Source organism: Ruegeria sp. HKCCA4008, from assembly GCF_013033125.1.
In the GTDB taxonomy this organism is placed as follows: Bacteria; Pseudomonadota; Alphaproteobacteria; order Rhodobacterales; family Rhodobacteraceae; genus Ruegeria.
Map to the genome: position 1 here is coordinate 552,796 of NZ_WQDM01000001.1, position 24,025 is coordinate 576,820.

The 24,025-nt window shown below is 60.1% G+C and carries 27 protein-coding genes and 1 tRNA gene; 12 read left to right on the forward strand and 16 right to left on the reverse strand.

Features of this window, described 5'->3' with window-relative positions; all coding sequences use genetic code 11:
• Window positions 1-30 precede the first annotated feature (30 nt).
• A complete protein-coding gene (locus GOW60_RS02745; protein ID WP_171228137.1) occupies window positions 31-1,233 on the forward strand; it encodes an RSP_2647 family RNA methyltransferase in 1,203 nt (400 codons plus the stop codon).
• Window positions 1,230-1,772, forward strand: a complete 543-nt coding sequence (locus tag GOW60_RS02750) for an RSP_2648 family PIN domain-containing protein (protein ID WP_171228138.1) — start codon at window positions 1,230-1,232, stop codon at window positions 1,770-1,772. Before GOW60_RS02745 ends, GOW60_RS02750 begins: the two co-directional genes overlap by 4 nt.
• Before the next feature lie 69 nt (window positions 1,773-1,841).
• Here GOW60_RS02750 and GOW60_RS02755 read toward each other — a convergent pair whose 3' ends face one another.
• Window positions 1,842-2,528 carry a M48 family metallopeptidase gene (locus GOW60_RS02755; RefSeq protein ID WP_152458255.1) on the reverse strand — a complete coding sequence of 229 codons (687 nt, stop codon included), beginning with the start codon at window positions 2,526-2,528 and terminating at the stop codon, window positions 1,842-1,844.
• Window positions 2,529-2,737: 209 nt separating this feature from the next.
• Between GOW60_RS02755 and GOW60_RS02760 the strand changes: the two genes are divergently transcribed.
• Window positions 2,738-4,222, forward strand: a complete 1,485-nt coding sequence (locus tag GOW60_RS02760) for an inorganic phosphate transporter (RefSeq protein WP_171228139.1) — start codon at window positions 2,738-2,740, stop codon at window positions 4,220-4,222.
• Between the two features lie 15 nt (window positions 4,223-4,237).
• Here GOW60_RS02760 and GOW60_RS02765 read toward each other — a convergent pair whose 3' ends face one another.
• The 5 genes from GOW60_RS02765 to GOW60_RS02785 all read right to left on the reverse strand — a co-directional run bounded on the left by GOW60_RS02765 (window position 4,238) and on the right by GOW60_RS02785 (window position 8,374).
• Window positions 4,238-5,422: a VWA domain-containing protein gene (locus tag GOW60_RS02765; RefSeq protein ID WP_171228140.1), complete on the reverse strand. Its 1,185-nt coding sequence runs from the start codon at window positions 5,420-5,422 to the stop codon at window positions 4,238-4,240.
• 4 nt (window positions 5,423-5,426) lie between these two features.
• A complete protein-coding gene (locus tag GOW60_RS02770; RefSeq protein ID WP_171114672.1) occupies window positions 5,427-5,624 on the reverse strand; it encodes a hypothetical protein in 198 nt (65 codons plus the stop codon).
• A complete protein-coding gene (locus tag GOW60_RS02775) occupies window positions 5,605-6,972 on the reverse strand; it encodes a DUF2927 domain-containing protein (RefSeq protein WP_171228141.1) in 1,368 nt (455 codons plus the stop codon). The genes GOW60_RS02770 and GOW60_RS02775 overlap by 20 nt, the downstream gene beginning before the upstream one ends.
• Entirely contained in the window at window positions 6,969-7,358 is a 390-nt protein-coding gene (locus tag GOW60_RS02780) for a GNAT family N-acetyltransferase (protein ID WP_171228359.1), read from the reverse strand. Before GOW60_RS02780 ends, GOW60_RS02775 begins: the two co-directional genes overlap by 4 nt.
• A gap of 170 nt (window positions 7,359-7,528) precedes the next feature.
• Complete coding sequence (locus tag GOW60_RS02785; protein ID WP_152458249.1) at window positions 7,529-8,374, reverse strand: MoxR family ATPase; 846 nt, start codon at window positions 8,372-8,374, stop codon at window positions 7,529-7,531.
• Between the two features lie 382 nt (window positions 8,375-8,756).
• Here GOW60_RS02785 and dksA point away from each other — a divergent pair, with 382 nt between their 5' ends.
• Window positions 8,757-9,179 (forward strand): RNA polymerase-binding protein DksA, encoded by a 423-nt coding sequence (gene dksA / locus GOW60_RS02790; RefSeq protein WP_152458248.1) that lies wholly within the window; start codon window positions 8,757-8,759, stop codon window positions 9,177-9,179.
• 72 nt (window positions 9,180-9,251) lie between these two features.
• The gene (locus GOW60_RS02795; RefSeq protein ID WP_171228142.1) at window positions 9,252-10,397 is read left to right on the forward strand and encodes an FAD-dependent monooxygenase; all 1,146 of its coding nucleotides are present in this window, start codon (window positions 9,252-9,254) and stop codon (window positions 10,395-10,397) included.
• Window positions 10,398-10,401: 4 nt separating this feature from the next.
• Here the strand turns inward: GOW60_RS02795 and xth are convergent, their stop codons facing one another.
• A complete protein-coding gene (xth, locus tag GOW60_RS02800) occupies window positions 10,402-11,181 on the reverse strand; it encodes an exodeoxyribonuclease III (protein ID WP_171228143.1) in 780 nt (259 codons plus the stop codon).
• 278 nt (window positions 11,182-11,459) lie between these two features.
• Complete coding sequence (locus GOW60_RS02805) at window positions 11,460-11,783, reverse strand: iron-sulfur cluster assembly accessory protein (protein WP_171228144.1); 324 nt, start codon at window positions 11,781-11,783, stop codon at window positions 11,460-11,462.
• Between the two features lie 67 nt (window positions 11,784-11,850).
• Here GOW60_RS02805 and GOW60_RS02810 point away from each other — a divergent pair, with 67 nt between their 5' ends.
• Window positions 11,851-12,999, forward strand: a complete 1,149-nt coding sequence (locus tag GOW60_RS02810) for a deoxyguanosinetriphosphate triphosphohydrolase (protein ID WP_171228145.1) — start codon at window positions 11,851-11,853, stop codon at window positions 12,997-12,999.
• Here GOW60_RS02810 and GOW60_RS02815 read toward each other — a convergent pair whose 3' ends face one another.
• Window positions 13,000-13,551 carry a hypothetical protein gene (locus tag GOW60_RS02815; protein WP_171228146.1) on the reverse strand — a complete coding sequence of 184 codons (552 nt, stop codon included), beginning with the start codon at window positions 13,549-13,551 and terminating at the stop codon, window positions 13,000-13,002.
• A gap of 133 nt (window positions 13,552-13,684) precedes the next feature.
• Between GOW60_RS02815 and argS the strand changes: the two genes are divergently transcribed.
• The 6 genes from argS (at window position 13,685) to GOW60_RS02845 (ending at window position 19,295) form a co-directional block, all read left to right on the forward strand.
• Window positions 13,685-15,430, forward strand: a complete 1,746-nt coding sequence (argS, locus tag GOW60_RS02820) for an arginine--tRNA ligase (RefSeq protein ID WP_171228147.1) — start codon at window positions 13,685-13,687, stop codon at window positions 15,428-15,430.
• 88 nt (window positions 15,431-15,518) lie between these two features.
• Entirely contained in the window at window positions 15,519-16,583 is a 1,065-nt protein-coding gene (locus GOW60_RS02825) for an SPOR domain-containing protein (protein WP_171228148.1), read from the forward strand.
• Window positions 16,580-17,587 carry a beta-N-acetylhexosaminidase gene (nagZ, locus tag GOW60_RS02830; RefSeq protein WP_171228149.1) on the forward strand — a complete coding sequence of 336 codons (1,008 nt, stop codon included), beginning with the start codon at window positions 16,580-16,582 and terminating at the stop codon, window positions 17,585-17,587. Before GOW60_RS02825 ends, nagZ begins: the two co-directional genes overlap by 4 nt.
• Window positions 17,577-18,371: a ScpA family protein gene (locus GOW60_RS02835; protein ID WP_152458239.1), complete on the forward strand. Its 795-nt coding sequence runs from the start codon at window positions 17,577-17,579 to the stop codon at window positions 18,369-18,371. Before nagZ ends, GOW60_RS02835 begins: the two co-directional genes overlap by 11 nt.
• Window positions 18,364-19,014, forward strand: coding sequence for an SMC-Scp complex subunit ScpB (gene scpB, locus GOW60_RS02840; protein ID WP_171228150.1), 651 nt, complete (start codon window positions 18,364-18,366; stop codon window positions 19,012-19,014). The genes GOW60_RS02835 and scpB overlap by 8 nt, the downstream gene beginning before the upstream one ends.
• Before the next feature lie 65 nt (window positions 19,015-19,079).
• The gene (locus tag GOW60_RS02845) at window positions 19,080-19,295 is read left to right on the forward strand and encodes a hypothetical protein (RefSeq protein WP_171115509.1); all 216 of its coding nucleotides are present in this window, start codon (window positions 19,080-19,082) and stop codon (window positions 19,293-19,295) included.
• 3 nt (window positions 19,296-19,298) lie between these two features.
• On the opposite strand, the gene GOW60_RS02850 is transcribed toward GOW60_RS02845, so the two are convergent.
• The 7 genes from GOW60_RS02850 to rpmF all read right to left on the reverse strand — a co-directional run bounded on the left by GOW60_RS02850 (window position 19,299) and on the right by rpmF (window position 23,913).
• Window positions 19,299-20,378 (reverse strand): 2'-deoxycytidine 5'-triphosphate deaminase, encoded by a 1,080-nt coding sequence (locus tag GOW60_RS02850; protein ID WP_171228360.1) that lies wholly within the window; start codon window positions 20,376-20,378, stop codon window positions 19,299-19,301.
• Between the two features lie 61 nt (window positions 20,379-20,439).
• A tRNA-Pro gene (locus GOW60_RS02855) sits at window positions 20,440-20,516 on the reverse strand.
• Window positions 20,517-20,577: 61 nt separating this feature from the next.
• Entirely contained in the window at window positions 20,578-21,183 is a 606-nt protein-coding gene (locus GOW60_RS02860; protein WP_171228151.1) for a MerR family transcriptional regulator, read from the reverse strand.
• Between the two features lie 18 nt (window positions 21,184-21,201).
• Window positions 21,202-21,504 carry an integration host factor subunit alpha gene (gene ihfA, locus GOW60_RS02865; protein ID WP_152458234.1) on the reverse strand — a complete coding sequence of 101 codons (303 nt, stop codon included), beginning with the start codon at window positions 21,502-21,504 and terminating at the stop codon, window positions 21,202-21,204.
• Between the two features lie 96 nt (window positions 21,505-21,600).
• Window positions 21,601-22,572 (reverse strand): beta-ketoacyl-ACP synthase III, encoded by a 972-nt coding sequence (locus tag GOW60_RS02870; RefSeq protein ID WP_171228152.1) that lies wholly within the window; start codon window positions 22,570-22,572, stop codon window positions 21,601-21,603.
• A gap of 21 nt (window positions 22,573-22,593) precedes the next feature.
• Window positions 22,594-23,682, reverse strand: a complete 1,089-nt coding sequence (plsX, locus tag GOW60_RS02875; protein ID WP_171228153.1) for a phosphate acyltransferase PlsX — start codon at window positions 23,680-23,682, stop codon at window positions 22,594-22,596.
• Window positions 23,683-23,706: 24 nt separating this feature from the next.
• A complete protein-coding gene (gene rpmF, locus GOW60_RS02880; RefSeq protein ID WP_008756996.1) occupies window positions 23,707-23,913 on the reverse strand; it encodes a 50S ribosomal protein L32 in 207 nt (68 codons plus the stop codon).
• Window positions 23,914-24,025 lie beyond the last annotated feature (112 nt).

Genomic DNA, 24,025 nt, shown 5'->3' on the forward strand with positions numbered 1-24,025 from the left:
CACCGGCGCGTTCAGGACTATGAGGGCGCCATGACCCAATCTGCCGACCGTCCCCGCATCCGCCTGAAACCCAAAGCCAATGCGCGCGGCCTGCGCCATGGCTTCCCCTGGGTCTACGCCAATGACATCGTCTCGGACCGCCGTACCAGAAAAATCCCCGCGGGCGCTCTGGCAGTGCTTGAAGATGACAAACGGGCGCCCGTCGCGCTGGTCGCGGTCAACCCCGCGTCCAAGATCATGTGCCGGGTGCTGGACCGTGACATCGACGCGCAGCTTGACGCGACATGGTTCGAGAACCGTTTGCAGCGCGCCCTCGATCTGCGGGAAAGCCTGTTTGACGCCCCGTATTATCGCCTGATCCATGCCGAAGCGGACGGCTTGCCCGGCGTCATCATCGACCGCTTTGGCGAGGCCTGCGTCATTCAGCCGAACGCGGCCTGGGCCGAGGCGCATCTGGATGTGCTGACCCAAGCTCTGGTCAAAGTCACTGGCGTGACCACGGTGCTGAAGAACGCCTCGGGCCGTACACGCGGGCTGGAGGGGTTGGACGACGTCAACCAGGTATTGCGCGGATCCGCGCCCGATGCGCCCCTGCCTGTGCCGATGAATGGCGCCACCTACATGGCGGATCTGACAGGCGGTCAGAAGACCGGGCTGTTTTACGACCAGCGCCCCAACCACGCCTTTGCCGCGCGCCTGGTTCATCCCGATGCGCAGGTGCTGGACGTGTTCAGCCATGTGGGCGGCTTCGGTCTGGCGATGCTTGCAGGTGGAGCGGGGCAGGCATTGTCCGTCGATGGCTCAGCCGCCGCGCTCGACCTCGCGAAACAAGGGGCCGAGGCGTCGGGCCTTGCTGAAAAGTTCCAGACCCGACAGGGCGACGCGTTCGAGGTTCTGACTCAATTGGGCGAAGAAGGCGCGCGATTTGACGTGGTGATCTGCGATCCGCCCGCGTTTGCACCGTCCAGACAAGCGCTGGATGCGGGGCTGCGCGCCTATGAACGTATCGCACGACTGGCGGCGCCTCTGGTCAAACCCGGTGGTTATCTGGGGCTGTGTTCATGTTCGCACGCGGCTGACCTGAGCCGGTTCCGCGATGCGTCCTCCCGTGGGATCGGGCGCGCCGGGCGTCAGGCGCAACTGATCCACACCGGGTTTGCGGGTCCGGATCATCCGCAACTGCCGCAACTGGCGGAAAGCGGCTACCTCAAAGCAGTGTTCTACCGCCTGTGAAGGCCGTTCTCGACACCTGCGTCATCTATCCCACGGTGATGCGCGAGATGCTGCTGGGCGCGGCCCGCCTTGGCCATTTCACTCCGATCTGGTCTGCCCGCATCCTCGAAGAATGGGCCCGCGCCGCGCGCAAGCTGGGCCCGACGGGCGAGGCGCAAGCCCGCGCCGAAATTGCCTTGGCGCAGGCGCAGTGGCCGCAGGCCGAACGCGCGCCGGTCCCGGGGTTGGAGCAGCGCCTCTGGCTGCCCGACGCAGCCGATATCCACGTCCTGGCGACGGCCATCACGGCCTCGGCTGACGTCATCGTCACCGTCAACGCCAAGGATTTCCCCAGAAATATTCTGGCAGAGGAGGGGCTCGACCGCCGAGATCCCGACGGCTTGCTGCATAGTCTCTGGCTATCGGACCCTGACGGCCTGGCGACCACCGCCGATCGCGTTCTGAGTGAAGCCATCCGCCTCTCCGGCCACCAATGGACCTTGCGCGCGCTGATGAAAAAGGCCCGCCTTCCACGCCTTGGCAAGGCGCTCACCCAATAGACGGCCCCCCCTTCATCTGGCTAAAAATATCCCGGAGAGCGCGAGAGGCTGGCCTCTCGCTGCGCACCCTCAGCCACGCGCCCAACGCTGCTCAAGGGCCTCCAATGCCGCAATGCGCTCACCCGTTTTCGGGTGGCTCATCAACCATGCCGGGGCAACGCCCGCCCGTTGTTGCGTCAAGTCTTCCAGCTTGTGAAACAAGGATTTCTGCGGCCCGATCCCGATTCCGGCCTTGGTCAGCAAGGCGGCGGCATATTCGTCCGCCTCATACTCATCCTGTCGTGACAGGCGCGAGGCCAGCAATGACGTCAAGGCATTCGCAATCATCGCTCCGATGAACGGAATAAACCGGTTCAGCACCATGATCAGCGCCGTCCGCATTGCGTTTTGACCTGAAAAATCAATCATCCGTCGCTTTGCATGACCCAAGGCAACATGCCCCAACTCATGTGCGATCACGCTGGCCATCTCCTCGGCCGAAACCTCTCCGTTGCGGAATTTTCGGTAAAACCCGCGCGTGATGAAAATCCGACCGTCCGGAGCAGCCAGCCCGTTCACCGGGTCGATCTCGTAGATATAGACGGGGACCCGATCGATTTCCAAAGCCGCGGCCAGCCGATCCGTCATCCGTTTCAGCACCGGGTCGGCCAATTCGGTCGATTTTGCGTCCAGCTCACGATGGGTGCGCCAGACCGAAATGCGGTACATCACGATGGCGTAGCCAATTGCCAGCAGGATCGGGGTCAATCGAAGCATGTCAAAGATATGGTCCGAACAAGGGCATTGCGCAAGTCACACCTGCGGGATGTTCGTCGGGACCCGCATGTTCGTGCGTCGAAATCAGCACAACCCTCCTCGTGCGCCGAAACAGGCACAACCTTCGATAAGTTGTGATCTTGCGACATGAGCTGTTGATTATTTCAACGATCCCACTTAACCGACGGGGCGCTATCGATGGGGGACCCATGACCGACAAGAACTATGAAGCGCGTCACCTGGAAACACTCGACCGGGATTTGCGGCGCTTTTCACGCCTCGAAATGGCGACCGCACAGGCTGGACGGCCCTTTGTGGGCTCAGGGATTGCCCTGGCATTCATTGTCGTCGCAGGCCTTGTGGCCGCTTTTTTGTTCGGGCAGGGCAACAACGCGCTTGTCGTCGTGATCGCGGCGATGTTCGGGGCCTATATGGCGCTGAATATCGGGGCCAACGACGTTGCCAACAACATGGCCCCAGCGGTCGGGGCGAATGCGCTGACCATGGGCGGTGCCATCGCCATTGCCGCCATTTTTGAAAGCGCCGGGGCGCTTATTGCCGGGGGCGATGTCGTGTCGACCATCGCCAAGGGAATTATTGCGCCGGAAAGCATGGGAACGGCCAACGTCTTCATATGGGCGATGATGGCGGCGCTGCTGTCCTCGGCGCTGTGGGTCAATCTGGCCACATGGGTCGGTGCGCCGGTTTCCACCACGCATTCGGTCGTGGGCGGCGTCATGGGGGCAGGGATCGCCGCGGCTGGATTCGGCGCCGTAAGCTGGGGTACCATGAGCAAAATCGCCGCCAGCTGGGTGATCTCGCCGCTTCTGGGAGGCCTGGTCGCAGCCGGTTTCCTGTGGTTCATCAAGGCCAGGATCATCTATCAGGAAGACAAGATCGCCGCGGCCCGCAAATGGGTGCCGATGCTGGTCGGGATCATGGCGGGCGCCTTTGCATCTTACCTGGCACTCAAGGGCCTCAAGAAGATCATCAAGATTGATCTCGGGACGGCGTTGCTGATCGGTGCGGCGTGTGGAGGGCTGATCTGGGCAGTGATGATCCCGGTGATCCGCCGCCAGTCCGAAGGGCTTGAGAACCGCAACAAATCGCTGAAGATTCTGTTTGGAATTCCACTGATCGTCTCTGCGGCGCTGCTGAGCTTTGCGCATGGCGCAAATGACGTTGCCAACGCGGTGGGGCCGTTGGCCGCGATTGTGCAGGCTTCTGCCTCGGGCGATTTCACGCATGCCGTCAGCATCCCCCATTGGGTCATGGTCATCGGTGCGTTCGGGATATCGTTCGGCCTGTTCCTGTTTGGTCCGAAACTGATCCGCATGGTCGGCAGCCAGATCACCAAGCTCAACCCGATGCGGGCCTATTGCGTCGCCCTGTCGGCCGCGATCACAGTGATCGTTGCAAGCTGGCTGGGCCTGCCTGTCAGTTCCACCCATATCGCGGTTGGCGCTGTATTCGGGGTCGGGTTCTTCCGGGAATGGGATGCCGAGCGGAGGCTGAAACGCGCAAGGCTGGCCTTTCCTGAACGCCCCCGCGTCGCGCCGGAAGAACGCCGCCGCCGCAAGCTGGTTCGCCGGTCGCATTTCCTGACCATCGTTGCCGCGTGGGTTATCACTGTTCCCGCAGCAGCAATGCTGGCAGCGATCCTGTTTCTTGGGATTCAGGTGATTGCCGGGTAAACTCTGGCGCTGACCTCAACGGGTCAGCGCTTTCATTCCCTGTTCCAGCCCTGCCAGGGTCATCGGCACCATGTGGCCTTCGAAGATTTCCTGAATCATGCCGATGGAATGGGTGTATTCCCAATATTTCTCGGGCACGGGATTGATCCACAGGTTCGACGCCCATTGATCCCGCGCGCGTTGCAGCCAGACTTGCCCAGCCTCGGCGTTCCAATGCTCGTTGGCGCCGCCGGGATAGGCGATCTCATATGGGCTCATCGAGGCGTCGCCGACGAAGATGCATTTGTAGTCGGGCCCATAGGTGCGCAACACTTCATGCGTGGGCGTCTGCTGGTCCCAGCGGCGGCGATTGTCACGCCAGACGCCTTCGTAAAGGCAATTGTGGAAATAATAGTATTCCAGATGCTTGAACTCGGACCGTGCGGCTGAAAACAGCTCTTCCACCACTTTGATATGGGGGTCCATTGATCCACCAACGTCCAGGAACAGCAGGACCTTGACCGCGTTGTGACGTTCGGGGCGGGTCTTGACGTCCAGATAGCCGTGTTCGGCCGTGGCGCGAATGGTGCCGTCCAGATCCAGTTCTTCCGCAGCACCTTCGCGCGCCCAGCGGCGCAGGCGTTTCAGGGCAACCTTGATGTTGCGCGTGCCCAGTTCAACCGTGTCGTCCAGGTTCCTGAATTCGCGCTTGTCCCAAACCTTGACCGCGCGCTGGTGGCGGCTTTCCTTTTGGCCGATGCGCACGCCTTCGGGGTTGTAGCCATAGGCCCCGAAAGGAGAGGTCCCGGCCGTGCCGATCCACTTGTTGCCGCCCTGATGGCGGCCTTGTTGTTCCTTGAGACGCTCGCGCAGCGTGTCCATCAGCTTGTCGAAACCGCCAAGCGCCTCGATCTCGGCTTTTTCTTCATCCGACAGGTGCTTTTCGGCCATTTTGGCCAGCCAGTCGCCAGGGATGTCAACGGCTTCCAGAACCTGATCGAAGCTGATCTCGTTCAGTCCTTCGAAACTGGCGGCAAAGGCGCGGTCGAACTTGTCGATGTTGCGTTCGTCCTTCACCATCGACACGCGCGCGAGATAGTAGAACGCCTCTACATCATAGGTGGCCAGACCCTTTTTCATGCCTTCCAGAAAAGTCAGATACTCCCGCAGCGATACCGGGATGCCAGCTTTGCGAAGGTTTTCGAAAAAGGGCAGGAACATCGTGTCAGGCCACCAAACGCACCAGAATCAACGAGATCACCAGACCCACCAGCGCAAAGGCAATGCCGTATCCGGCGGCATATTGCGCCATGTCGGCCCGATTGCCGCTGCGCTTTTTCGCGGCCAGTGCGCCCAAGGTCGCACCCAGTGCCGCCATTCCCAGAACTACCAACATATGTGCGTCATCCGTCTTTCGTGCCATCCGTGTTTCTTCGGCCATTGCCCCGCGACAACGACTGGGCCACCAGATCCGAGCCAAACCCGTACCGCGCCCATCCCAGGCTGTCCAGCCTGACGGCACGTGCCTGCTGTATCTGCCCCGCCTGCTTCAGCGCTTCTGATTTCAGCAACAACAACGTGGCCAGCAAAGACGCGTTTTCAGCCCGTGTCATGACATCGATGGCCCTGTTCAGCTCGGGCAGCACACTGGGTCCCTTTTCCTGTGCCAGCGCAAATGCCGCGGTTTGCGTGGTGACATAGGCCTGATGCACCTCTGTGCCGGGCGTGGCCTTCAGAAATTGCTGCGCAATCTGAAACTGGCGTTGGGCTTCGTTGGGGTCCCGGAATTGTTCCATCCGGCCTATCAGGTAATGGGGATAGGCGCGGCGGTGATCCGTCCATCCCTGCTGCTGACCGATCCGTGCCGCCTTTCGGGCAGCGCGCAGCTGTCTGGGCGACCCCGCCCCCGGTCCCAGTGATTTCTGAATCGCGTCAATCCATTCGCGCGGCGTATCCGTAAAGGGTTGAACGGGCACCCTGTCCCCGCGCGGGTTCATCCGGCTGAGAACCCCCGGGATGACCGCGGCAACCTGATCGCGGGTCATGCCGGTGCGCAGTTCCGGCGCATAGGCAGCTCGCAGGATCAACATGTCGAACCCGGTCAGAACCGTATGGATATTGTCGTCGTTGAACACCGAATCCGGCAGGTGATACAGATCGTTCAGCGGACCAAGCGCTTGGGCCAGTTCTTCATGCAGGCAATCACGTATTTCCTGCGGACTGACGTCGTATGGGATGAAAATCCCAAGCCGTTCGCGTTTGCGCAGTTCAGTCCAGCTGCTTTTGATCTTTCGGCGGTCACGGCGATATTCTTCAAGGCTGGAGGAGTTGGGGACGACGAAACAGGCCGCATTGGGCAGAATGCGCAGAATGTCTTTCTGGCTGACGGCTTCGATGGTGATATTGGCCTGCCCTTCGTCGATCTGTCGGATGTTGATCCCGGCCTCGCGCCTCAGGCGGTTGAGCAACCGGGTCAGATCCTGCTGCATGCTTGCGGTCGGTGATCCGCTCAGACGGACAGTGACCGGCGTTTCGAAACGCGTGAAAACGGGCAGGGCGGCGCCGCTTTCCAGTTCGAAATGCAGGGACAGGAAGTCAGAGGCGATGTTTTTGTTGGACCGAGCAGGCGGCGAAGGACGTGCCGTTGAAAAAGACTTGGCAGGCGGCAGGCTTGCTTCGATGGGCGCGACCTGATCGGGCAGCTCGATCGTTTCAACCGTCGCGCAGCCGGCAACAACCAGTGCCAGAAAAAGGGCACTCAATCGCTTCATGAGCGGGCGTACTTGATGAACGGTGTCAGTGTGCCGATGCGATCATACAGTTTCCGCGCGGTATGGTTGAACTCCTGGGTCAGCCAATAGACCGACGGCGCGCCCTGACGATCTGCCTCATCATAGACCGCCTGGATCAAGGCCCGGCCAACGCCTGCCCCCCGCGCCTCGGCGCGCGCGAACAGGTCTTGCAGGTAGCAGACCTTTTCCACCTTCCAAGCGTGGCGATGAAACAGATAATGTGTCAGTCCGACCAGGGCGCCATTCTGCTCGGCAACGAAACAGGAAAAATCCTGCGGGTCGTCGCCCAGCAGTCTGGAAAAGGTTGTTTCGTATACTTCATCGGGCAGGGCGGTTTCATAAAATGCCAGATAGTCCCGCCACATGTCGGCCCATTGGCTTTTGTCCTCGGCACGCAGAGTGCGGATTGTCAGTGCGTTCGCCACGCGTTTCATCCAATTCTGTGGGCGGCGAAGCTCTGTTTCGCCAGATGGACCGATGCTGGCATCCGGGCCGTCCCAAGGCAAGCCATGATCACCGACCGGTCCCCCTCTGGCTATCGTTTGCCGCGTGCCATAAAGGCCAGACGTTCGAACAGATGCACGTCCTGTTCATTCTTCAGCAACGCGCCATGCAGTTTCGGAAGCGCATCTGCGCCGCCGCGCTTGAGGTCTTCGGCACTCAGGTCCTCGGCCAGCAGCAGCTTCAGCCAATCCAGCACTTCCGACGTTGACGGCTTTTTCTTGAGTCCCTGCGTCTCGCGGATTTCATAGAACTGGGTCAGGGCGGTGGTCAGCAGCGCATCTTTGATGCCGGGGTGATGAACCTCGACGATGCGGCGCATCGTGGCCTCGTCCGGGAAGCGGATGTAGTGAAAGAAACAGCGGCGCAGAAACGCGTCCGGCAATTCCTTTTCATTGTTCGAAGTGATGATGACGATAGGGCGGTTTTTGGCCCGGATCGTTTCCCCTGTCTCGTAGACATGGAACTCCATCTTGTCGAGTTCCTGCAAAAGGTCGTTTGGAAACTCGATATCCGCCTTGTCGATCTCATCGATCAGCAGAACGACCTTTTCGTCGGCCTCGAAGGCCTGCCACAGCTTGCCCTTGCGGATATAGTTCGACACGTCATGCACGCGTTCCTCACCCAACTGGCTGTCCCGCAGGCGGCTGACCGCGTCATATTCATACAAGCCCTGCTGCGCGCGGGTGGTGGATTTCACGTTCCACTCAATCATCCTCAGCCCCAGCGCACCGGCCACCTGTTTGGCCAGCTCTGTCTTGCCGGTGCCGGGCTCGCCCTTGACCAACAACGGGCGTTCAAGTGTGACGGCGGCGTTCACGGCAATCGTCAGATCGTCAGTGGCGACATATTCGGCTGTACCTTGAAAGCGTGCGGTCATGGGCTTCTCGTGTGGTTTTTCGTGATCCGTGGGCAGTTTGTGTTGTCCGGGTTACAGACGGTCAATGATTTTGACAACCCGCGTCCCTGCGTCGGTTGAGGCGATTTTTGCAGGAACTCCAAGCCCTTTTGGTTGATTCGTGCGCGCGAATGTACCCTGCCAATTGACACCTGCCTCAAAAAGGCCTGCTAAATTTCATAGAAAAACAGGGTTTTGTTGTTGTTTGTCTCATATTTAGACAAAACAGCACGAGGGCGTGCTGAAGCAACGTTTGTGTAGTGACAATCCCACGCCCGTCGGCTAAACGCTGCGCAGAAGGGGGTGCCAAATGTCAGGTGAAACATCCGCGACCGACGTTTCTGGCCATACCGAGGGAGCAAATATGAAACAGGAAGTTTTTCTGCCGGAGGATTACCGCCCGGCCGAAGATGAACCTTTCATGAATGAACGTCAGCTTGAATATTTCCGCCGCAAGCTGTTGGATTGGAAGACTGAACTATTGGCAGGCAGCCGCGATACGATCGAAGGGCTGCAGGACAACACCCGAAACATCCCGGATGTCGCAGACCGCGCGAGCGAGGAGACCGATCGCGCTCTGGAGCTGCGGACTCGCGACCGCCAGCGCAAGCTGGTTGCCAAGATCGACGCAGCCCTGCGCCGGATCGAAGAAGGTGAATACGGTTACTGCGAAAAGACGGGCGATCCGATTTCGCTGAAACGTCTGGATGCACGTCCGATTGCGACCATGACGCTGGAGGCGCAAGAGCGCCACGAGCGCCGCGAAAAGGTCCACCGCGACGATTGATCGCCAGGTGCAACTGAAAAATTTCGAACGCCGGGGCCTGTGGCTCTGGCGTTTTTGCGTTATGCGAGGGGCATGAAGATCAATCGGTTGAATTTCTGTGTAATTGGCGGCGGCATCGGCGGTCTCGCGGCTGCGTTGGCGCTGCGGCAACACGGGGCGCAGGTCACCCTGCTGGAGCAAGCCCCGGCATTGACCGAGGTTGGCGCGGGTCTGCAGATCAGTGCAAACGGGATGTGCGTGTTGCGCGCCCTTGGGGTGGAGGATCTGTCTGCGGGCCAGAAGTCGCACGGTACGATCTTGCGCGACTACCGCAAAGGCCGCGTTGTCAGCCGGCTGCCGGGGCCTTCGGCTGGCCCGACCTATTATTTTCACCGTGCCGATCTGTTGAATCTGCTGCATTCTGCGGCCCGCGAGGCCGGTGTGGATGTCCGTCTGGGGGCCAAGGTGTCCTACGTGCAGAAACACCCCAACGAAGCCGAAGTTCTGTTGGCGAGCGACGAACGGCTGCGCGCCGAATGCGTCATCGCCGCCGACGGTGGCCGAAGCACGATTCGTCCGGCTCTGAACGGGCCCGAGACACCCGCGTTCACGCACCAGGTCGCCTGGCGCGCCACCATTCCCTGGCGACCGGATTCAGGCGTGGTGACGGCATCCCTGACCATGGGGCCGGGTCGGCATGTCGTAACCTATCCTTTGCGCGATCAGAGCATGATGAACATCGTAGCGGTCGAGGAACGCTCGGACTGGCGGGAAGAGGGGTGGAAGCTGAAAGGTGACCCGGACGAGCTGCGCGCACGGTTTTCAGGGTTCGGCGGTCCTGTCGGTGAGATTCTGTCAAAGGTCTCGGATGTGAATCTGTGGGCCCTGTTCCTGCGCCCGGTCGCAGAAAAATGGCAGAACGGTCGTCTGGCATTGCTGGGGGACGCGGCGCATCCGACCTTGCCGTTCATGGCACAAGGCGCCTGCCTGGCGCTGGAAGATGCCTGGACGCTTGCACGATCATTCGACGAACACTCGGGCGTCACCAGCGCGCTTGCCGCCTACGAGCAAACGCGCAGGCCAAGGGCCGAAAGCGTGGTTGCCGCTGCCGGGTCGAACGCACGCAATTTCCACCTGTCAGGCCCCGCCCGTTTGGCGGCCCAATGTGCGCTTATGGCCATCGGAGGGAAATTGTCACGCCGCTACGAATGGATATACAGCTACGACGTCACGGCCTGAACCGCTAAATATCCAGATCGACCCAGACAGGCACGTGATCCGAGGGTTTTTCATGCCCGCGCACGGCGGCATCAATCTGGCAATCCCGCATTAGATCTGCCGCTTGCGGGGTCAGCAGAAAGTGATCGATCCGAATTCCGTCGTTCCGGTTCCAGGCCCCGGCCTGGTAGTCCCAGAATGAATAGTGCCCCGCGCTTTGGGTGGTGGCCCGGAACGCTTCGGTGAAGCCCAGATTCAGGATCTTGCGGAATGCGGCGCGGCTTTCGGGGCGGAACAATGCATCGTCGCGCCATGCTTCGGGGCGTTTGGCGTCCTCCGCCTGCGGGATGATGTTGTAATCCCCTGCCATCAACGCGGGTTCTTCGGTTGCCAGCAAATCACGGGCACGGTCATACAGCCGTTCCATCCATGCCAGTTTGTAATCGTATTTCGGGCCGGGTGCGGGATTGCCATTGGGCAGGTACAATCCACAGATCCGAACAGCCTTTTTGCCAACGACGGTGGCTTCTATCCAGCGGGCCTGTTCATCCGCGTCATCGCCGGGAAGGCCGCGGGATACATCCTCGAGGGGAAGCTTCGACAAGATTGCAACGCCGTTGAAGCTTTTTTGTCCATGGGTTTCCACGTTGAACCCACGCTCTTCGAATATCTCGCGCGGGAAGTTTTCGTCGACCGACTTGATCTCTTGCAGCAGCACAACGTCGGGCTGCGCTTCGTCCAGCCAACGGGGCAGGGCTTCGGCCCGCGCTTTGATGCCGTTGATGTTGAACGTGGCGATTTTCATGCGCGATCCTCCGAAGACTTGGTGCAACCTATCGCGCAGAACGGGCCCAACGGCAAGGCGGAGATCGTATTTGCGAGGCTCTGCCTCGCGCTCCGGGATATTTTTGGCCAGATGAAGAAACGGATTATTAACCGAGTTTCTTCAAGCTGAAGTTGCGGTACAGGCGGGGACGCCGATGACCGCGCCAGGTGAAGCCCTCTGGTCTTTCGGTCAGAGGGCGGACTCCTGCTTCATCTGGCTGAAAATATCCTGGGGGTGTGGGGGCAAAGCCCCCACGGTTACATCGAAAAAGATGTGCCACAACCGCAGGAAGAGGTGGCGTTGGGGTTGTCGATCACAAATCGTGCACCGATCAGTTCCTGGGTGAAGTCGATAACCGCGTTTTCCAGGAAGGGCAGCGAAATGGCGTCAACAACGACTTTTTGCCCTTTGCCTTCAAGGACCAGATCATCTTCTTTTGGCGTATCCAAAGCGATTTCGTATTGAAACCCCGAGCAACCGCCGCCTTCCACTGCGACGCGCAGTGCCTGACCCTGATCCGCCGCGCCGATTTCAGCGAGGCGTTCAAAGGCGCGATCCGTGACTGTTGGGGGCAGATTCATGCCGGTCTCCAAAGGTTTCCTTCCGTTACGCCATACAATATAGAAAGTGCAAGGACAGGCGACAAGGATGGGCCATTTGGACAGAGCTAGTTTTGCCTCGGATCCGGACCGCACCAGGGGACGGCTCGTAGCCGAGGAGGAAAGCAGTTTCCGATCATGCTTTCAGCGCGACCGGGACAGGATCATTCACGCCAGTGCCTTTCGGCGCCTCAAGCACAAGACACAAGTTTTCGTTGAGCATGAGGGCGATAGCTACCGCACCCGCTTGACCCATTCCATCGAGGTGGCGCAGGTGGCCCGGACCATTGCCGGTGCCCTGGGCCTGAACCCGGAGCTGACCGAAGCCGTGGCCCTGGCGCACGATCTGGGGCACACGCCCTTTGGACACACTGGCGAAGACGCGCTGCACGCGTTGATGAAGCCCTATGGTGGCTTTGATCACAACGCGCAGGCCATTCGGATTGTCACAAAGCTGGAGCGCCACTATGCAGAATTCGATGGGTGCAACCTGACCTGGGAATGTCTGGAAGGGATAGCCAAGCACAATGGGCCGGTTGAAGACGATCTGCCCTGGGCATTGGCCGAGTGCGATCAGGAGTTTGATCTTGAACTGCACACCCATGCCAGCGCGGAAGCGCAAGTTGCCGCCCTTTCTGATGACGTAGCTTACAACAATCACGATCTTTTGGACGGGTTGCGCGCAAGGTTGTTCACGGATGACGATTTGCAGGACCTGCCGATTGTCGGGGCCTGTTACGCCGAGGTGGATGCCAGATACCCAGGGTTGGAGTCCTATCGCCGGCGTCACGAAGCGCTCAGGCGGGTTTTCGGGGTCATGGTGGCGGATGTCATCAACACTTCGAACGATCTCATTGCCGTGTCTGGCGCGCAGTCCGTCGAAGAAATCCGACATCTTGGGTATCCTGTCATCCAGTTCTCGGATGAGGTTTGGGCGCAACTGCGCGAAATCAGAGCGTTTCTGTTCACACGTATGTATCGCGCACCTAGGGTGATGTCAGTGCGGGCAGAGGTGGCAAAGATCGTGGAAGATCTGTTTCCGATCTACATGAACGATCCCAGGCAGATGCCTGTGCGCTGGCACAATGACATTGAAGCGGCCAGGGACGACACAGCCTTGGCCCGCATCGTTTCCGATTACATTGCGGGCATGACCGACCGATTTGCCTTGCAGGACCATGCGCGGCTGACGGGCTGATCACTCCACGGCTATGTAAGCGATGGCCCAGACTTGCTGAGCGGCTTGTTTCGCGGACTGTTCGGCGTTCTTCGTCGGTGGGAACACGATCATCGTCGGGCCGTAACCTCCGATCCCCATCGGTGCGCCATCAGCATGCGTTGCAACGATCGGTTTGTGCGTGGCGATACTGTCCCACTCGATTTCAGCCTGATACCCATCCAGCGCCATGGGAAGAGCGGTTTTCCCCTCGGCCCCCGCCAATGTCATGACGTCTGCCAAAAGCGGACCTGAAAACCTGTATTCCCGCTCATTGCCCGGAGGACCATAGGGGATTGTGATCTCGAACTGCTCCAGCCCGTCCAGCATGGCTGCGTCAAAACCAGCCGCGCCGTCATACGTGATCTCCAGATAGCCCAGCAGACCGCCGTCATTCTGACCCCGCGCAGGCAGGTTTGTTTCGCTGACTGCGCCGCCCAGCGTTAGCAGCACATGGCCTTTGGGCTGTGGCAGGTCGGCCAGCGCAGGCAGGGCGGTGGACAAAAGCAAGGCAAAAGACAAGGCGCGTTGCATCAACGGTCTCCGGTAGCGGCGTACAGGCCCGAGATTAGCGAGATGTTTCGCCAAACCAAGCTTAAACATTAGGCGTCCATTGACCTTGCCGGTTTGCGTGGTAAACCCCGCGACAAGCAAAAGGACATCCGAAATGAACCTGTTTTCCGAGATCCGCGGCCTTGTACTGGACGCGCTGGCGCAGATGCAGTCCGAAGGCGCATTGCCCGAGGGGCTGAGCTTTGACAACGTGGCGGTCGAGCCTCCGCGCGATGCGGCCCATGGGGACATGGCCACCAACGCCGCGATGGTGCTGGCGAAACCTGCCAGGATGAAGCCGCGCGACATTGCGGATGTTCTGGCCGGGAAACTGGCGGCGGATGACCGGATCACAAGCGCAGAAGTGGCAGGGCCCGGTTTCCTGAACCTGCGTCTTGCGCCGTCCGTCTGGCAAGGCGTGTTGGCGGCTGTGCTGGAAAAAGGCACCGATTTCGGGCGCTCGACCATGGGGCAGGGGCAGAAGGTCAATGTCGAATATGTCTCGGCCAACCCGACCGGTCCGCTGCATGTCGGGCACACACGTGGCGCGGTGTTCGGGGATGCGTTGGCAAGCCTGCTGGCCTATTCGGGCCATGACGTAACCCGCGAATACTATATCAACGACGGCGGCGCGCAGGTGGATGTGCTGGCGCGGTCGGCCTATGAGCGCTATCGCGAGGCCAATGGCCTCAGCCCCGAGATTGCCGAAGGGCTGTATCCCGGCGATTATCTGATCCCGATTGGCGAGGCGCTGAAAGAGAAATTTGGCGACAGCCTGATCGACAAGCCGGAAAGCGAATGGCTGGAAGAGCTGCGCGAGTTTTCGACCGACGCGATGATGGACCTGATCCGCGCCGACCTGAAGGCGCTGGGCGTAGAGATGGATGTGTTCTTCTCGGAAAAATCGCTCTATGGCACGGGCCGGATCGAGGCCGCGCTGCAATCGCTGACTGAAAAGGGCCTGATCTATGAAGGCGTGCTGGAGCCGCCAAAAGGAAAAAAGCCCGAAGACTGGGAGCCGCGCGAACAGACCTTGTTCAAGTCCACCGAACATGGCGATGACGTCGACCGCCCGGTCAAGAAGTCGGACGGCAGCTGGACCTATTTCGCCCCCGATATCGCCTATCATTATGACAAGGTGAGCCGTGGCTTTGACGCGCTGATCGACGTGTTCGGGGCGGATCATGGCGGCTATGTCAAGCGGATGAAGGCGGCCGTGTCGGCCCTGTCCGATGGCAAGGTGCCGCTGGATATCAAGCTGACGCAGCTGGTGAAACTGTGGAAAAATGGCGAGCCGTTCAAGATGTCGAAACGGGCCGGGAACTTTGTCACCCTGCGGGATGTGGTCGATCAGGTTGGCCCGGATGTGACGCGTTTCGTGATGCTGACCCGCAAGAACGACGCGCCGCTGGATTTCGATTTCGACAAAGTGCTGGAACAGAGCCGCGAGAACCCCGTGTTCTACGTGCAATACGCCCATGCCCGGGTGATGAGCGTGCTGCGCCGTGCCGCCGAGGCGGGGATCGACGCCACCGACGCCACCCTGCGCGGGGCCGATCTGGCGTCGCTGGACCACCCCGCCGAACTGACGGTTGCCAAGAAGCTGGCGGAATGGCCACGTCTGGTCGAGATCGCTGCGCGGACCAACGAACCACACCGTGTCGCTTTCTATCTATATGAACTTGCAGGGGATTTTCACGCTTTGTGGAACAAGGGCAATGACGAAACCCAATTGCGTTTCATTCAGGATGGCGATGTTGCCACAAGCCAGTCGAAAATTGCGCTGGCCCGGGCCGTTTCTGTTGTGATTTCAGCGGGCTTGGGTATTCTTGGCGTCACCCCGGCGCAGGAGATGCGGTAACAAATATCGCCCGAACCGCCGGTACGAGGTAGGCAAGAAATGACCCGCGCGCCTTATTTTCGGGCGCGAAGCGGGCAGTGAGGCGGACATGGCGAGTTACGATTACTCGGGGCATCAAAGCCCTGGGCAGAATGATTACCCGAATCAAGCGCATTTCGAGGATGCGTATGACTATCCCGACGAGATGCAGGATTACGACGCGCCGCGCGGCGCGTTCGGACTGGGGCGGGCCGTCAATTTCCTGGGGGCTGTTGCATCGTTGGCACTGGTCGCCGGTGTCGGTATCTGGGGATACAAGCTTGTCATGCGGGATGTCAGCGGCGTGCCGGTCGTGCGTGCAGCCGAAGGGCCGATGCGGGTGCAGCCCGAAAACCCGGGCGGAACACCAGCCGATCATCAGGGCTTGGCCGTCAATGCCGTGGCCGCCAAGGGCAGTGCTGCCGCCCCGGCGGATCGTCTGATCCTTGCGCCGCGGCCGGTCTCGTTGACGGATGAAGACGTACCTGCCGCTGATCTGAAGCCGACACCGGCGCTGCATGTTGTGGAAAAGCCGATTTCAACCCAGGAAGCCGCCCGATTGCGCCAGAACGCAGTGGATGCGCTGGTTGCGGAATTGGCTGGTGAGGCCGCCAAAACGCAGCAAAACGCCGAGGATGGCGTGCAGCTGGCATCGCTGACCACCCCCGAGGAAGAACCCGCAATTGACCCGGCCGATTTCGCAGCCGCCTTGCCGGACCCGGCCATTGCCGCGCTGCCGGGTGTGCGCCGGTCCTTGCGCCCGTTGACCCGCCCGGCACGCACCTCACGCAGCCGGGTGTCGCCAAGCGAGAATTCCGAAGACGCTATCAATGCCGCGGTGAAGGCTGCGGTTGGGTTGGATGTTGATCCTGATACGCTGGCGAAAGGCACGCGTTTGGCGCAGCTTGGAGCCTATGACAGCGTTCAGGTGGCGCAAACGGAATGGGATCGCCTGAACGGAAGGTTCGGCGAATATATGGCAGGAAAACAGCGCGTTATCCAGAAGACCTCAAGCGGTGGGCGCACCTTTTACCGCCTGCGCGTGCTGGGCTTTGAAGACCTGAGCGACTCGCGCCAGTTTTGTGCCGCGCTTGTTGCGCAAGGGGCTGATTGTATCCCGGTAGCCGTCAGGTGAAGTACGGTGCCACGATCACCGATGCAGAGGGCCTGCGCCTGACGCAACAGGAAAAAGACTTGTTTCGGCAGATGAACCCGTTCGGGTTCATTTTGTTCGCCCGCAACATCGAACACGCGGATCAGGTGCGCGCTTTGTGTGATGATTTCCGCGAGGCAGTCGGGCGCAATTGCCCGATCACCATCGATCAGGAAGGTGGCCGCGTGCAGCGCCTGCGGGCGCCGCTGGCCCGCGAATGGCTGCCTCCGTTGGATCACGTAGCCAATGCCGCCGAGCAGGCCGAGCGCGCCATGTATCTGAGGTACCGCCTGATTGCCGATGAATTGTTTGGTCTGGGCATCGACAGCAACTGTGCGCCCATGGTGGATGTCGCGCGTCCCGAGACGCACAAGTTCCTGAAGAACCGCTGTTATGACGCTGATCCTGAACGCGTTTCCAGAATTGGCAAAGCCGTGGCGCAGGGTCATCTGGATGGCGGAGTGCTTCCAGTGCTCAAGCATATTCCGGGCCATGGACGTGCCACGTTGGACAGCCACCATGACTTGCCGCATGTGGATCTGCCCCTGGATGAGCTTGAGCGCAGCGATTTCGTGCCGTTCCGGGCCTTGAACGACCTGCCGATGGGGATGACTGCGCATTTGGTCTATGACCGGATTGACCCGCAGCCTGCCACCATCTCGGCAACCATGATGGATGTGATCCGCGACAGGATTGGCTTCGGCGGGCTGATCATGACCGATGACATCGGGATGAAGGCGCTCAGCGGAACGCCTGCTGAGGTGTCGCGGCAAGCCATAAGCGCGGGCTGTGACGTCGTTCTGCACTGCAACGGAAGCTTTGCCGAGCGCGCCGAGGTGCTGGAAGCTGCCGGGGAGATGTCCGATGTGGCACAGGCCCGCGCAGAACGGGCACTGGCGATGCGCAAAGCTCCGCAGGAACTTGACATCCCTGCCGCCGAGGCGGAACTATCTGCCCTAATGGGCGGGCAGGTATATGAACGATAATCTTTTCAGCGAAGATCCTGTCTCGGTCGCGGATCGTCTTGCGGCCGAAGCGCTGATTGTTGATGTCGATGGGTTCGAAGGCCCGCTGGACGTTCTTCTGACCCTGTCGCGCACGCAGAAGGTTGATCTGAGGAAAATTTCCGTACTCGCGCTGGCGCAGCAATACCTGGCCTTTGTCGAAAAGGCGCGGGCGCTGCGGATCGAACTGGCCGCCGACTATCTTGTGATGGCGGCCTGGCTGGCCTTTTTGAAATCCCGCCTGCTGTTGCCGCCAGACCCCGAAGACGAGGGACCTTCGGGCGAAGAGCTGGCCGCACATCTGGCGTTTCAATTGGAACGCTTGCAGGCGATGCGCGACGCTGCGGCACGATTGATGGCGCGCGATCAGCTGGGACGGGATTTCTTCAAACGCGGGCAGGGCGAAGATATCACCCGAATCCGCACCGTCACCTATTCCGCCACGCTGCTGGATCTGATGCAGGGCTATGCCCGCATCCGCACCCGTGATGAATTCCGCCCGTTTGTGATGGACCGCGATTCGGTATTCACCATGGAACAGGCATTGGAACGGATGCGACCGCTGATCGGGTTTGCCGGGACATGGACCGACATGGAAACTTACCTGCCCGATGGCTGGGATTCCGACCCGGTAAGGCGCAGGTCGGCAACGGCGGCGACCTTTGCGGCCTCGCTGGAACTGGTGAAAGAAGGACATATGGAAATCAAGCAGAGCGAGACATTCGCTCCGATCCAATTGCGCAAGAGGACCGAAACACGTGACTGATGCCCCAGAAGAGACCGGTACGCTGTTCGAGGCGCCTCCGCTGGCAGAGCAGGAGCGTATGGTCGAAGCCGTTCTGTTCGCCAGCGCCGAGCCGGTGACGATTGCGGATCTTGAGGCGCGGATGCCCCATGGCAGCGACGCGGCGCAAGCAGTTGAATTGCTTCAGAAACGGTATGAGGGGCGTGGCGTGCGCGTTGTGCGCGTAGGGGATACCTGGGCCATCCGCACGGCCCCTGATCTGGGCTTTCTGATGCAGAAGGAAACGGTCGAGACGCGCAAGCTCAGCCGCGCTGCGATCGAAACTCTGGCTATCGTGGCCTATCACCAACCCTGCACACGGGCCGAGATCGAGGAAATCCGGGGCGTGTCGGTCTCGCGCGGGACCATCGATCAGTTGCTTGAGATGGAGTGGATCAAGCTGGGCCGCCGCCGCATGACACCGGGTCGTCCGGTTACGTTTGTGGTGACGCCTGAGTTTCTGGATCATTTTGGCCTGGAAAACGCGCGCGATCTGCCGGGCCTGAAAGAGCTGCGCGCCGCGGGATTGTTGGAGAATCGGCCTCCTCCGGGTGCGATCCCTTTGGGGGAAGGGCGCGAGGACGAAGTTGACGAAGACCAGAGCGAGTTGTTCGAAGAAGAGTGATCGAACAGCCCTTTTGTTGCCGCATAAAGCGCCTATCTTTGTGCGAGAGGACACGGAGTTGAGCGATGAATGCAAACCGGATCATCGACATGATTGTGCGTCAGGTCATGCGCCGTCTGGTCAACAAAGGTGTGAACAAGGGTATCGATCTGGCCAGCCGAAAGGGCGGCGGACCCGGCACATCGAATGGGCCCGGAAAAACCAGCGCACCGAGACATGCGCAGAACCTCAGGCAGGCACAGCGCGTGACCCGTCAAATGCGCAGGTTCATGAAGTTCTAGGGGTCAGCTTGCGGCTTTGAAATGCTTTGACAGTTTCAGGCCCTGACCCTGATAGTTCGAGGCAATGCCCGCACCATAAAGCTGGGTCGGCATTTCAGCCATTTTCTCATAGACCAGACGTCCGACGACCTGTCCGTGTTCCAGCACGAATGGCGCTTCGTGGCAGCGTACCTCAAGCACGCCACGGGAACCGGCCCCCCCGGCAGCGGCATGGCCAAAACCGGGATCGAAGAAGCCTGCATAGTGCACTCTGAACTCACCAACCATCGCCAGATAAGGCGCCATTTCAGCCGCGTACATCGGTGGAATATGCACCGCCTCGCGGCTGACAAGGATATAGAACGCGCCGGGGTCCAGGATGATGGAACCATCTTTGGTGCGCACCTCTTCCCAATAGTCCTGCGGGTCGTATTCACCGATTCGATCCAGATCGATCACCCCGGTATGCGGTTTGGCGCGATAGCCCACCAGATCGGTCTCGGGCAGTTGCAGGTCGACCGAAAAGCCCAGACCGTCCTGAATGACGGCAGGTCCGTCCACAAGCGGAGATTGCGCATGCAAGGACCTCAGTTCCGCATCGGACAACACGGCCTGACCCTGGCGGAAACGAAGCTGGTTCAGACGCATCCCGGGACGAACTAGAACCGAGAACGAGCGTGGGCAGATTTCGGCAAAAAGCGGGCCTGTGTAACCTGCGGGAACGCGGTCGAACTCGGTGCCGCCATCGGTGATCGTCCGCGTCAGAAGGTCCAGTCGCCCGGTCGAGCTTTTGGCGTTGGCCACGGCGCTCATGTTGTCGGGCAGGGCAAGCGATTCCATCAGGGGCACCAGATAGACGCAGCCCTTTTCCAGAACCGCGCCATCCGAGATATCGATGCGGTGCATCTCAAACTCGGTCAAGCGATCCGTGACAGTCCGGCCTTCGCCCGCAAGAAACGAGGCGCGTACACGGTAAGCCACTGTTCCCAGTCGCAAATCAAGGCTGGCAGGTTGAATCTGGGCAGGCAGAACCTCTGGTTCAGCGGTGATCTCACCGCGCGCGATCATCGCCTCTAGCTGTTGGTTCGGGCAAACACCTGTCATCTCGATCCCCCCTGGTGCCAGAGCGGGATCTGGCCTGTATGCCATAAACGTCGGTGTAATTTGGTCGGGCTAGCAGGACTCGAACCTGCGACCTTCCGTCCCCCAGACGGACGCGCTACCAGGCTGCGCCATAGCCCGACGTTGGGGTGTTCATAAAGATTTTCCCGGCAGGGGCAAGAGGAAATCAATGCCTTTTGTCCTAACCCGTTGCCTGTGTTTCAACCCGGTCCAGCCAGCGGCGCAGATCTTTCGCAATCGGAGCGATGCGCCGCAGCAGGTCGTCATCAAAATCTGTCTGATTCCACGCAAGCGACGCGATTCCCCCCATCAGGGGCGCGGCGTCCAGTTCGGGCTCTGGCTCGGGCTGTGAAGCGTCAGAGGCGGGTGCGTTTGTCTGCGCATCGTCCTTACCGGTTGGCTGGATCGGGTCGCGCAGATCCATGCGAATCTGTTTCGTGGCGGCGGCGGGCTTTGGTTCGAACGGCACCACGGTGTCCTGGGCAGGCGCAATCGGGGCCGCGCCGAGGTCATCCAGGGAAGGGGACAGCGCCGCGACATGTGCGACGCCTTGTTCGCGCAGGATACGCTGGACACCTTTGATCGTGATTCCGTCTTCGTGCAGCAGTTTTTTGATCCCGCCCAACAGACGCATGTCATTCGGGCGATAATACCTGCGTCCACCTGCGCGTTTGACGGGCTTTACCTGCGTGAACCGGCTTTCCCAGAATCGCAGAACATGAGCCTGAACACCGAGCCAGTCCGCAACTTCGCTTATGGTGCGAAAGGCATCGGGGGACTTACTCATAACCTGGACGTCCTGAACTTACTTGCGGTTCCCGGCTGCGACGCGATCTTTCATCAGATGCGACGGGCGGAAAGTCAGCACACGGCGCGGCTGAATCGGGACTTCTTCGCCAGTTTTGGGGTTGCGACCGACACGGGCGGTCTTGTCGCGAACACTGAAGGTACCGAAAGACGAGATCTTCACCTGTTCACCACGCACCAAGGCGTCGGACATGTGGTTCAGAACGCTTTCAACCAGCTGCGCACTTTCGTTTCGTGACAGACCTACCTCACGAAAGACGGCTTCGCTCAGGTCCATTCGAGTCAGTGTTTTGTCGCCCATGCTAATTCCCCTGTTGCTATTGAAGCATATGGGTATGGCAAATTCGCTGTCAATATCAATGAATTGCGGGCGGCTGTGTAAGCCGGTTTGCGCCGGTTACCAGCGCAGAACCACCGCGCCCCAGGCCAGACCGCCGCCAATGGCTTCGGTCACGATCAGATCACCCGGCTTGATCTGTCCGCGCTGCTTGCCCACGGACAGGGCCAATGGGATGGATGCGGCCGACGTGTTTCCGTGATCCTGAACGGTCACAACCACGTTTTCCATCGGCAGGTTCATTTTCTTGGCGGTGCCCTGAATGATACGGATGTTGGCCTGATGCGGCACGATCCAATCAACGTCCGAACTGCTCAGCCCCGCTCGTTCCAACGCTGTTTCCGCTGTTTTTGTAAGCTTTTCAACGGCATGACGGAAAACCTGATTGCCCTGCATACGCAGATGCCCGGTGGATTGGGTCGAAACACCGCCATCGACATAGAGAAGATCCTTGTAGCGCCCGTCCGAATTCAGGTCGGTTGCCAGAATACCGCGGTCCTCGGCGGTGCCTGTGCCCTTTTGGGCCTCCAGCACCACTGCACCGGCGCCATCGCCGAAAAGAACGCAGGTGGACCGATCGGTCCAATCCATGATCCGTGAGAAAGTCTCGGCCCCGATCACCAGCACGCGTTTGGCCTGACCGGAAACAATCAGCGCATTCGCGTTGGACAGTGCAAAAACGAATCCGGCGCAAACAGCCTGCACGTCAAAGGCAAAACCCTTGGTCATGCCCAGCCGTGCCTGAACCATGGTGGCAGCCGAAGGAAAGGTCAGATCCGCCGTTGAAGTCGCCAGTACGATTGCGTCAATATCATCCGCCGTCAGGCCCGCGTCGGCCAGCGCGGCCTGGGCGGCATTGGTGGCCAGATCGGATGTCGTCTCGTCCTCGGCAGCAAAATGGCGGCGTTCGATCCCCGAGCGGGTCTTTATCCATTCGTCGCTCGTGTCCAGGGTTTTTTCAAACTCGGAATTGGGAACAACGCGTTCAGGCAAATAATGCCCGACACCTACTACAACTGAACGGCCTGCCATTTTCCGGTACTGCCTTTTTTGTTATTTATCTGTTTGCGGCGCTGATTGCGCGGCATCTTGTGCAAGCTGGGCAGTGGATGCAACCCGCGCAGCCAATTTTTCGGAAAAGCCGGACTGCGCCAGGGTGAAGGCCAGTTTGATCGCAGCTGACACGCCTGTTGCGTCAGCGCCGCCGTGGGATTTCACCACGGTGCCGTTCAGCCCCAGAAACACGCCACCATTCACGCGTCGCGGGTCGATCCGTTTCTTCAAACGGTTCAGCGACGTGATGGCCAGAATCGAGGCCAATCGGGATAAGGGAGAGTATTTGAACGCCTGCCGCAGCAGGTCACCGATCAGGCTTGCCGTGCCTTCGCCGGTCTTGATCGCGACATTGCCGGTAAAGCCATCGGTTACAATGACATCCGCCTTGTCACCGGGGATGTCGCTGCCTTCGACGAAACCCACGAAATCGAAATTCGCCTGTTCCGCGAAGCCCGCGATCATCGAGTGCGCCTCTTTCAGTTCGGCGCGCCCCTTGTGTTCTTCGGTGCCGACATTCAGCAGCCCGATCCGAGGGCGGTTCAGGGCCAAACCGTTGCGCGCATAAGAGGCGCCCATCAGGGCGTATTGCAGCAAATCCTTGGCGTCGGCGCGCACATCTGCGCCGACATCCAGCATCACGTTGAACCCCTGAGGGTTGCGCGAGGGCCACAGTATCGCGATGGCCGGCCGGTTCACGCCCGGCAGTTTGCGCAGGCGCATCATCGACAGGGCCATCAGCGCGCCGGTATTGCCGCAGGACACCGCGCCATGGGCTTCGCCCTGGCGTACTGCTTCCAGCGTGGACCACATCGAGGTCTCTTTGCCGTTGCGCACGACCTGACTGGGCTTGTCCTCCATCGTGACCACGCCCGAGCAATCACGAAAAACGACGCGCCCCTCAAGGACACGCCGTTTGGCGACAAGCTTGCGCAATACCTGTTCGGGCCCGTGCAGCAAGAACCTGATATCCGGGTTCTTGTCGGCCGATTTCGCAAGACCGGCAACAACGACCGAGGGACCTGCGTCCCCACCCATAGCGTCGACCGAGATGGTTATCCGTCCGGCGTGCGTGGGCTGTTCAGTCATGCCTTGGTCTGCGCTCGATCAGGCTTAGGCTGCGTCTTCGTCCAGATCGATTTCATCGGCCTGAGCGACGACTTCGCGATCATCATAGTGGCCGCAGGATGCGCATACGTGGTGCGGGCGCTTCAGCTCGCCGCAGTTCGGGCATTCGTTCGGGTTTGCAGCAACCAGAGCGTCGTGTGCGCGGCGGTTGTTGCGACGCGACTTGGAAACTTTGTTCTGTTGGACGGCCATGGTCTCAACCTTTGTCTGACTAGGGGTCGCAGAATCGCTGCCGACCCGGGTTTCGTAGTTCGTTTATCGTGGTTTGACGCGCGTTTAGGCGACGGGCCCCGCAATGTCCAAC

Excerpts from the sequence above, each read along its gene's own strand:
- GOW60_RS02745 (WP_171228137.1), top strand. The coding sequence starts at position 31 with ATGACCCAATCTGCCGACCGTCCCCGCATCCGCCTGAAACCCAAAGCC.
- GOW60_RS02755 (WP_152458255.1), bottom strand. The coding sequence starts at position 2,528 with ATGCTTCGATTGACCCCGATCCTGCTGGCAATTGGCTACGCCATCGTG.
- GOW60_RS02760 (WP_171228139.1), top strand. The coding sequence starts at position 2,738 with ATGACCGACAAGAACTATGAAGCGCGTCACCTGGAAACACTCGACCGG.
- GOW60_RS02765 (WP_171228140.1), bottom strand. The coding sequence starts at position 5,422 with ATGTTCCTGCCCTTTTTCGAAAACCTTCGCAAAGCTGGCATCCCGGTA.
- GOW60_RS02770 (WP_171114672.1), bottom strand. The coding sequence starts at position 5,624 with ATGGCACGAAAGACGGATGACGCACATATGTTGGTAGTTCTGGGAATG.
- GOW60_RS02775 (WP_171228141.1), bottom strand. The coding sequence starts at position 6,972 with ATGAAGCGATTGAGTGCCCTTTTTCTGGCACTGGTTGTTGCCGGCTGC.
- GOW60_RS02780 (WP_171228359.1), bottom strand. The coding sequence starts at position 7,358 with ATGTGGCGGGACTATCTGGCATTTTATGAAACCGCCCTGCCCGATGAA.
- GOW60_RS02785 (WP_152458249.1), bottom strand. The coding sequence starts at position 8,374 with ATGACCGCACGCTTTCAAGGTACAGCCGAATATGTCGCCACTGACGAT.
- dksA (WP_152458248.1), top strand. The coding sequence starts at position 8,757 with ATGAAACAGGAAGTTTTTCTGCCGGAGGATTACCGCCCGGCCGAAGAT.
- GOW60_RS02795 (WP_171228142.1), top strand. The coding sequence starts at position 9,252 with ATGAAGATCAATCGGTTGAATTTCTGTGTAATTGGCGGCGGCATCGGC.
- xth (WP_171228143.1), bottom strand. The coding sequence starts at position 11,181 with ATGAAAATCGCCACGTTCAACATCAACGGCATCAAAGCGCGGGCCGAA.
- GOW60_RS02805 (WP_171228144.1), bottom strand. The coding sequence starts at position 11,783 with ATGAATCTGCCCCCAACAGTCACGGATCGCGCCTTTGAACGCCTCGCT.
- GOW60_RS02810 (WP_171228145.1), top strand. The coding sequence starts at position 11,851 with ATGGGCCATTTGGACAGAGCTAGTTTTGCCTCGGATCCGGACCGCACC.
- GOW60_RS02815 (WP_171228146.1), bottom strand. The coding sequence starts at position 13,551 with ATGCAACGCGCCTTGTCTTTTGCCTTGCTTTTGTCCACCGCCCTGCCT.
- argS (WP_171228147.1), top strand. The coding sequence starts at position 13,685 with ATGAACCTGTTTTCCGAGATCCGCGGCCTTGTACTGGACGCGCTGGCG.
- GOW60_RS02825 (WP_171228148.1), top strand. The coding sequence starts at position 15,519 with ATGGCGAGTTACGATTACTCGGGGCATCAAAGCCCTGGGCAGAATGAT.
- GOW60_RS02835 (WP_152458239.1), top strand. The coding sequence starts at position 17,577 with ATGAACGATAATCTTTTCAGCGAAGATCCTGTCTCGGTCGCGGATCGT.
- GOW60_RS02845 (WP_171115509.1), top strand. The coding sequence starts at position 19,080 with ATGAATGCAAACCGGATCATCGACATGATTGTGCGTCAGGTCATGCGC.
- GOW60_RS02850 (WP_171228360.1), bottom strand. The coding sequence starts at position 20,378 with ATGACAGGTGTTTGCCCGAACCAACAGCTAGAGGCGATGATCGCGCGC.
- GOW60_RS02860 (WP_171228151.1), bottom strand. The coding sequence starts at position 21,183 with ATGAGTAAGTCCCCCGATGCCTTTCGCACCATAAGCGAAGTTGCGGAC.
- ihfA (WP_152458234.1), bottom strand. The coding sequence starts at position 21,504 with ATGGGCGACAAAACACTGACTCGAATGGACCTGAGCGAAGCCGTCTTT.
- GOW60_RS02870 (WP_171228152.1), bottom strand. The coding sequence starts at position 22,572 with ATGGCAGGCCGTTCAGTTGTAGTAGGTGTCGGGCATTATTTGCCTGAA.
- plsX (WP_171228153.1), bottom strand. The coding sequence starts at position 23,682 with ATGACTGAACAGCCCACGCACGCCGGACGGATAACCATCTCGGTCGAC.
- rpmF (WP_008756996.1), bottom strand. The coding sequence starts at position 23,913 with ATGGCCGTCCAACAGAACAAAGTTTCCAAGTCGCGTCGCAACAACCGC.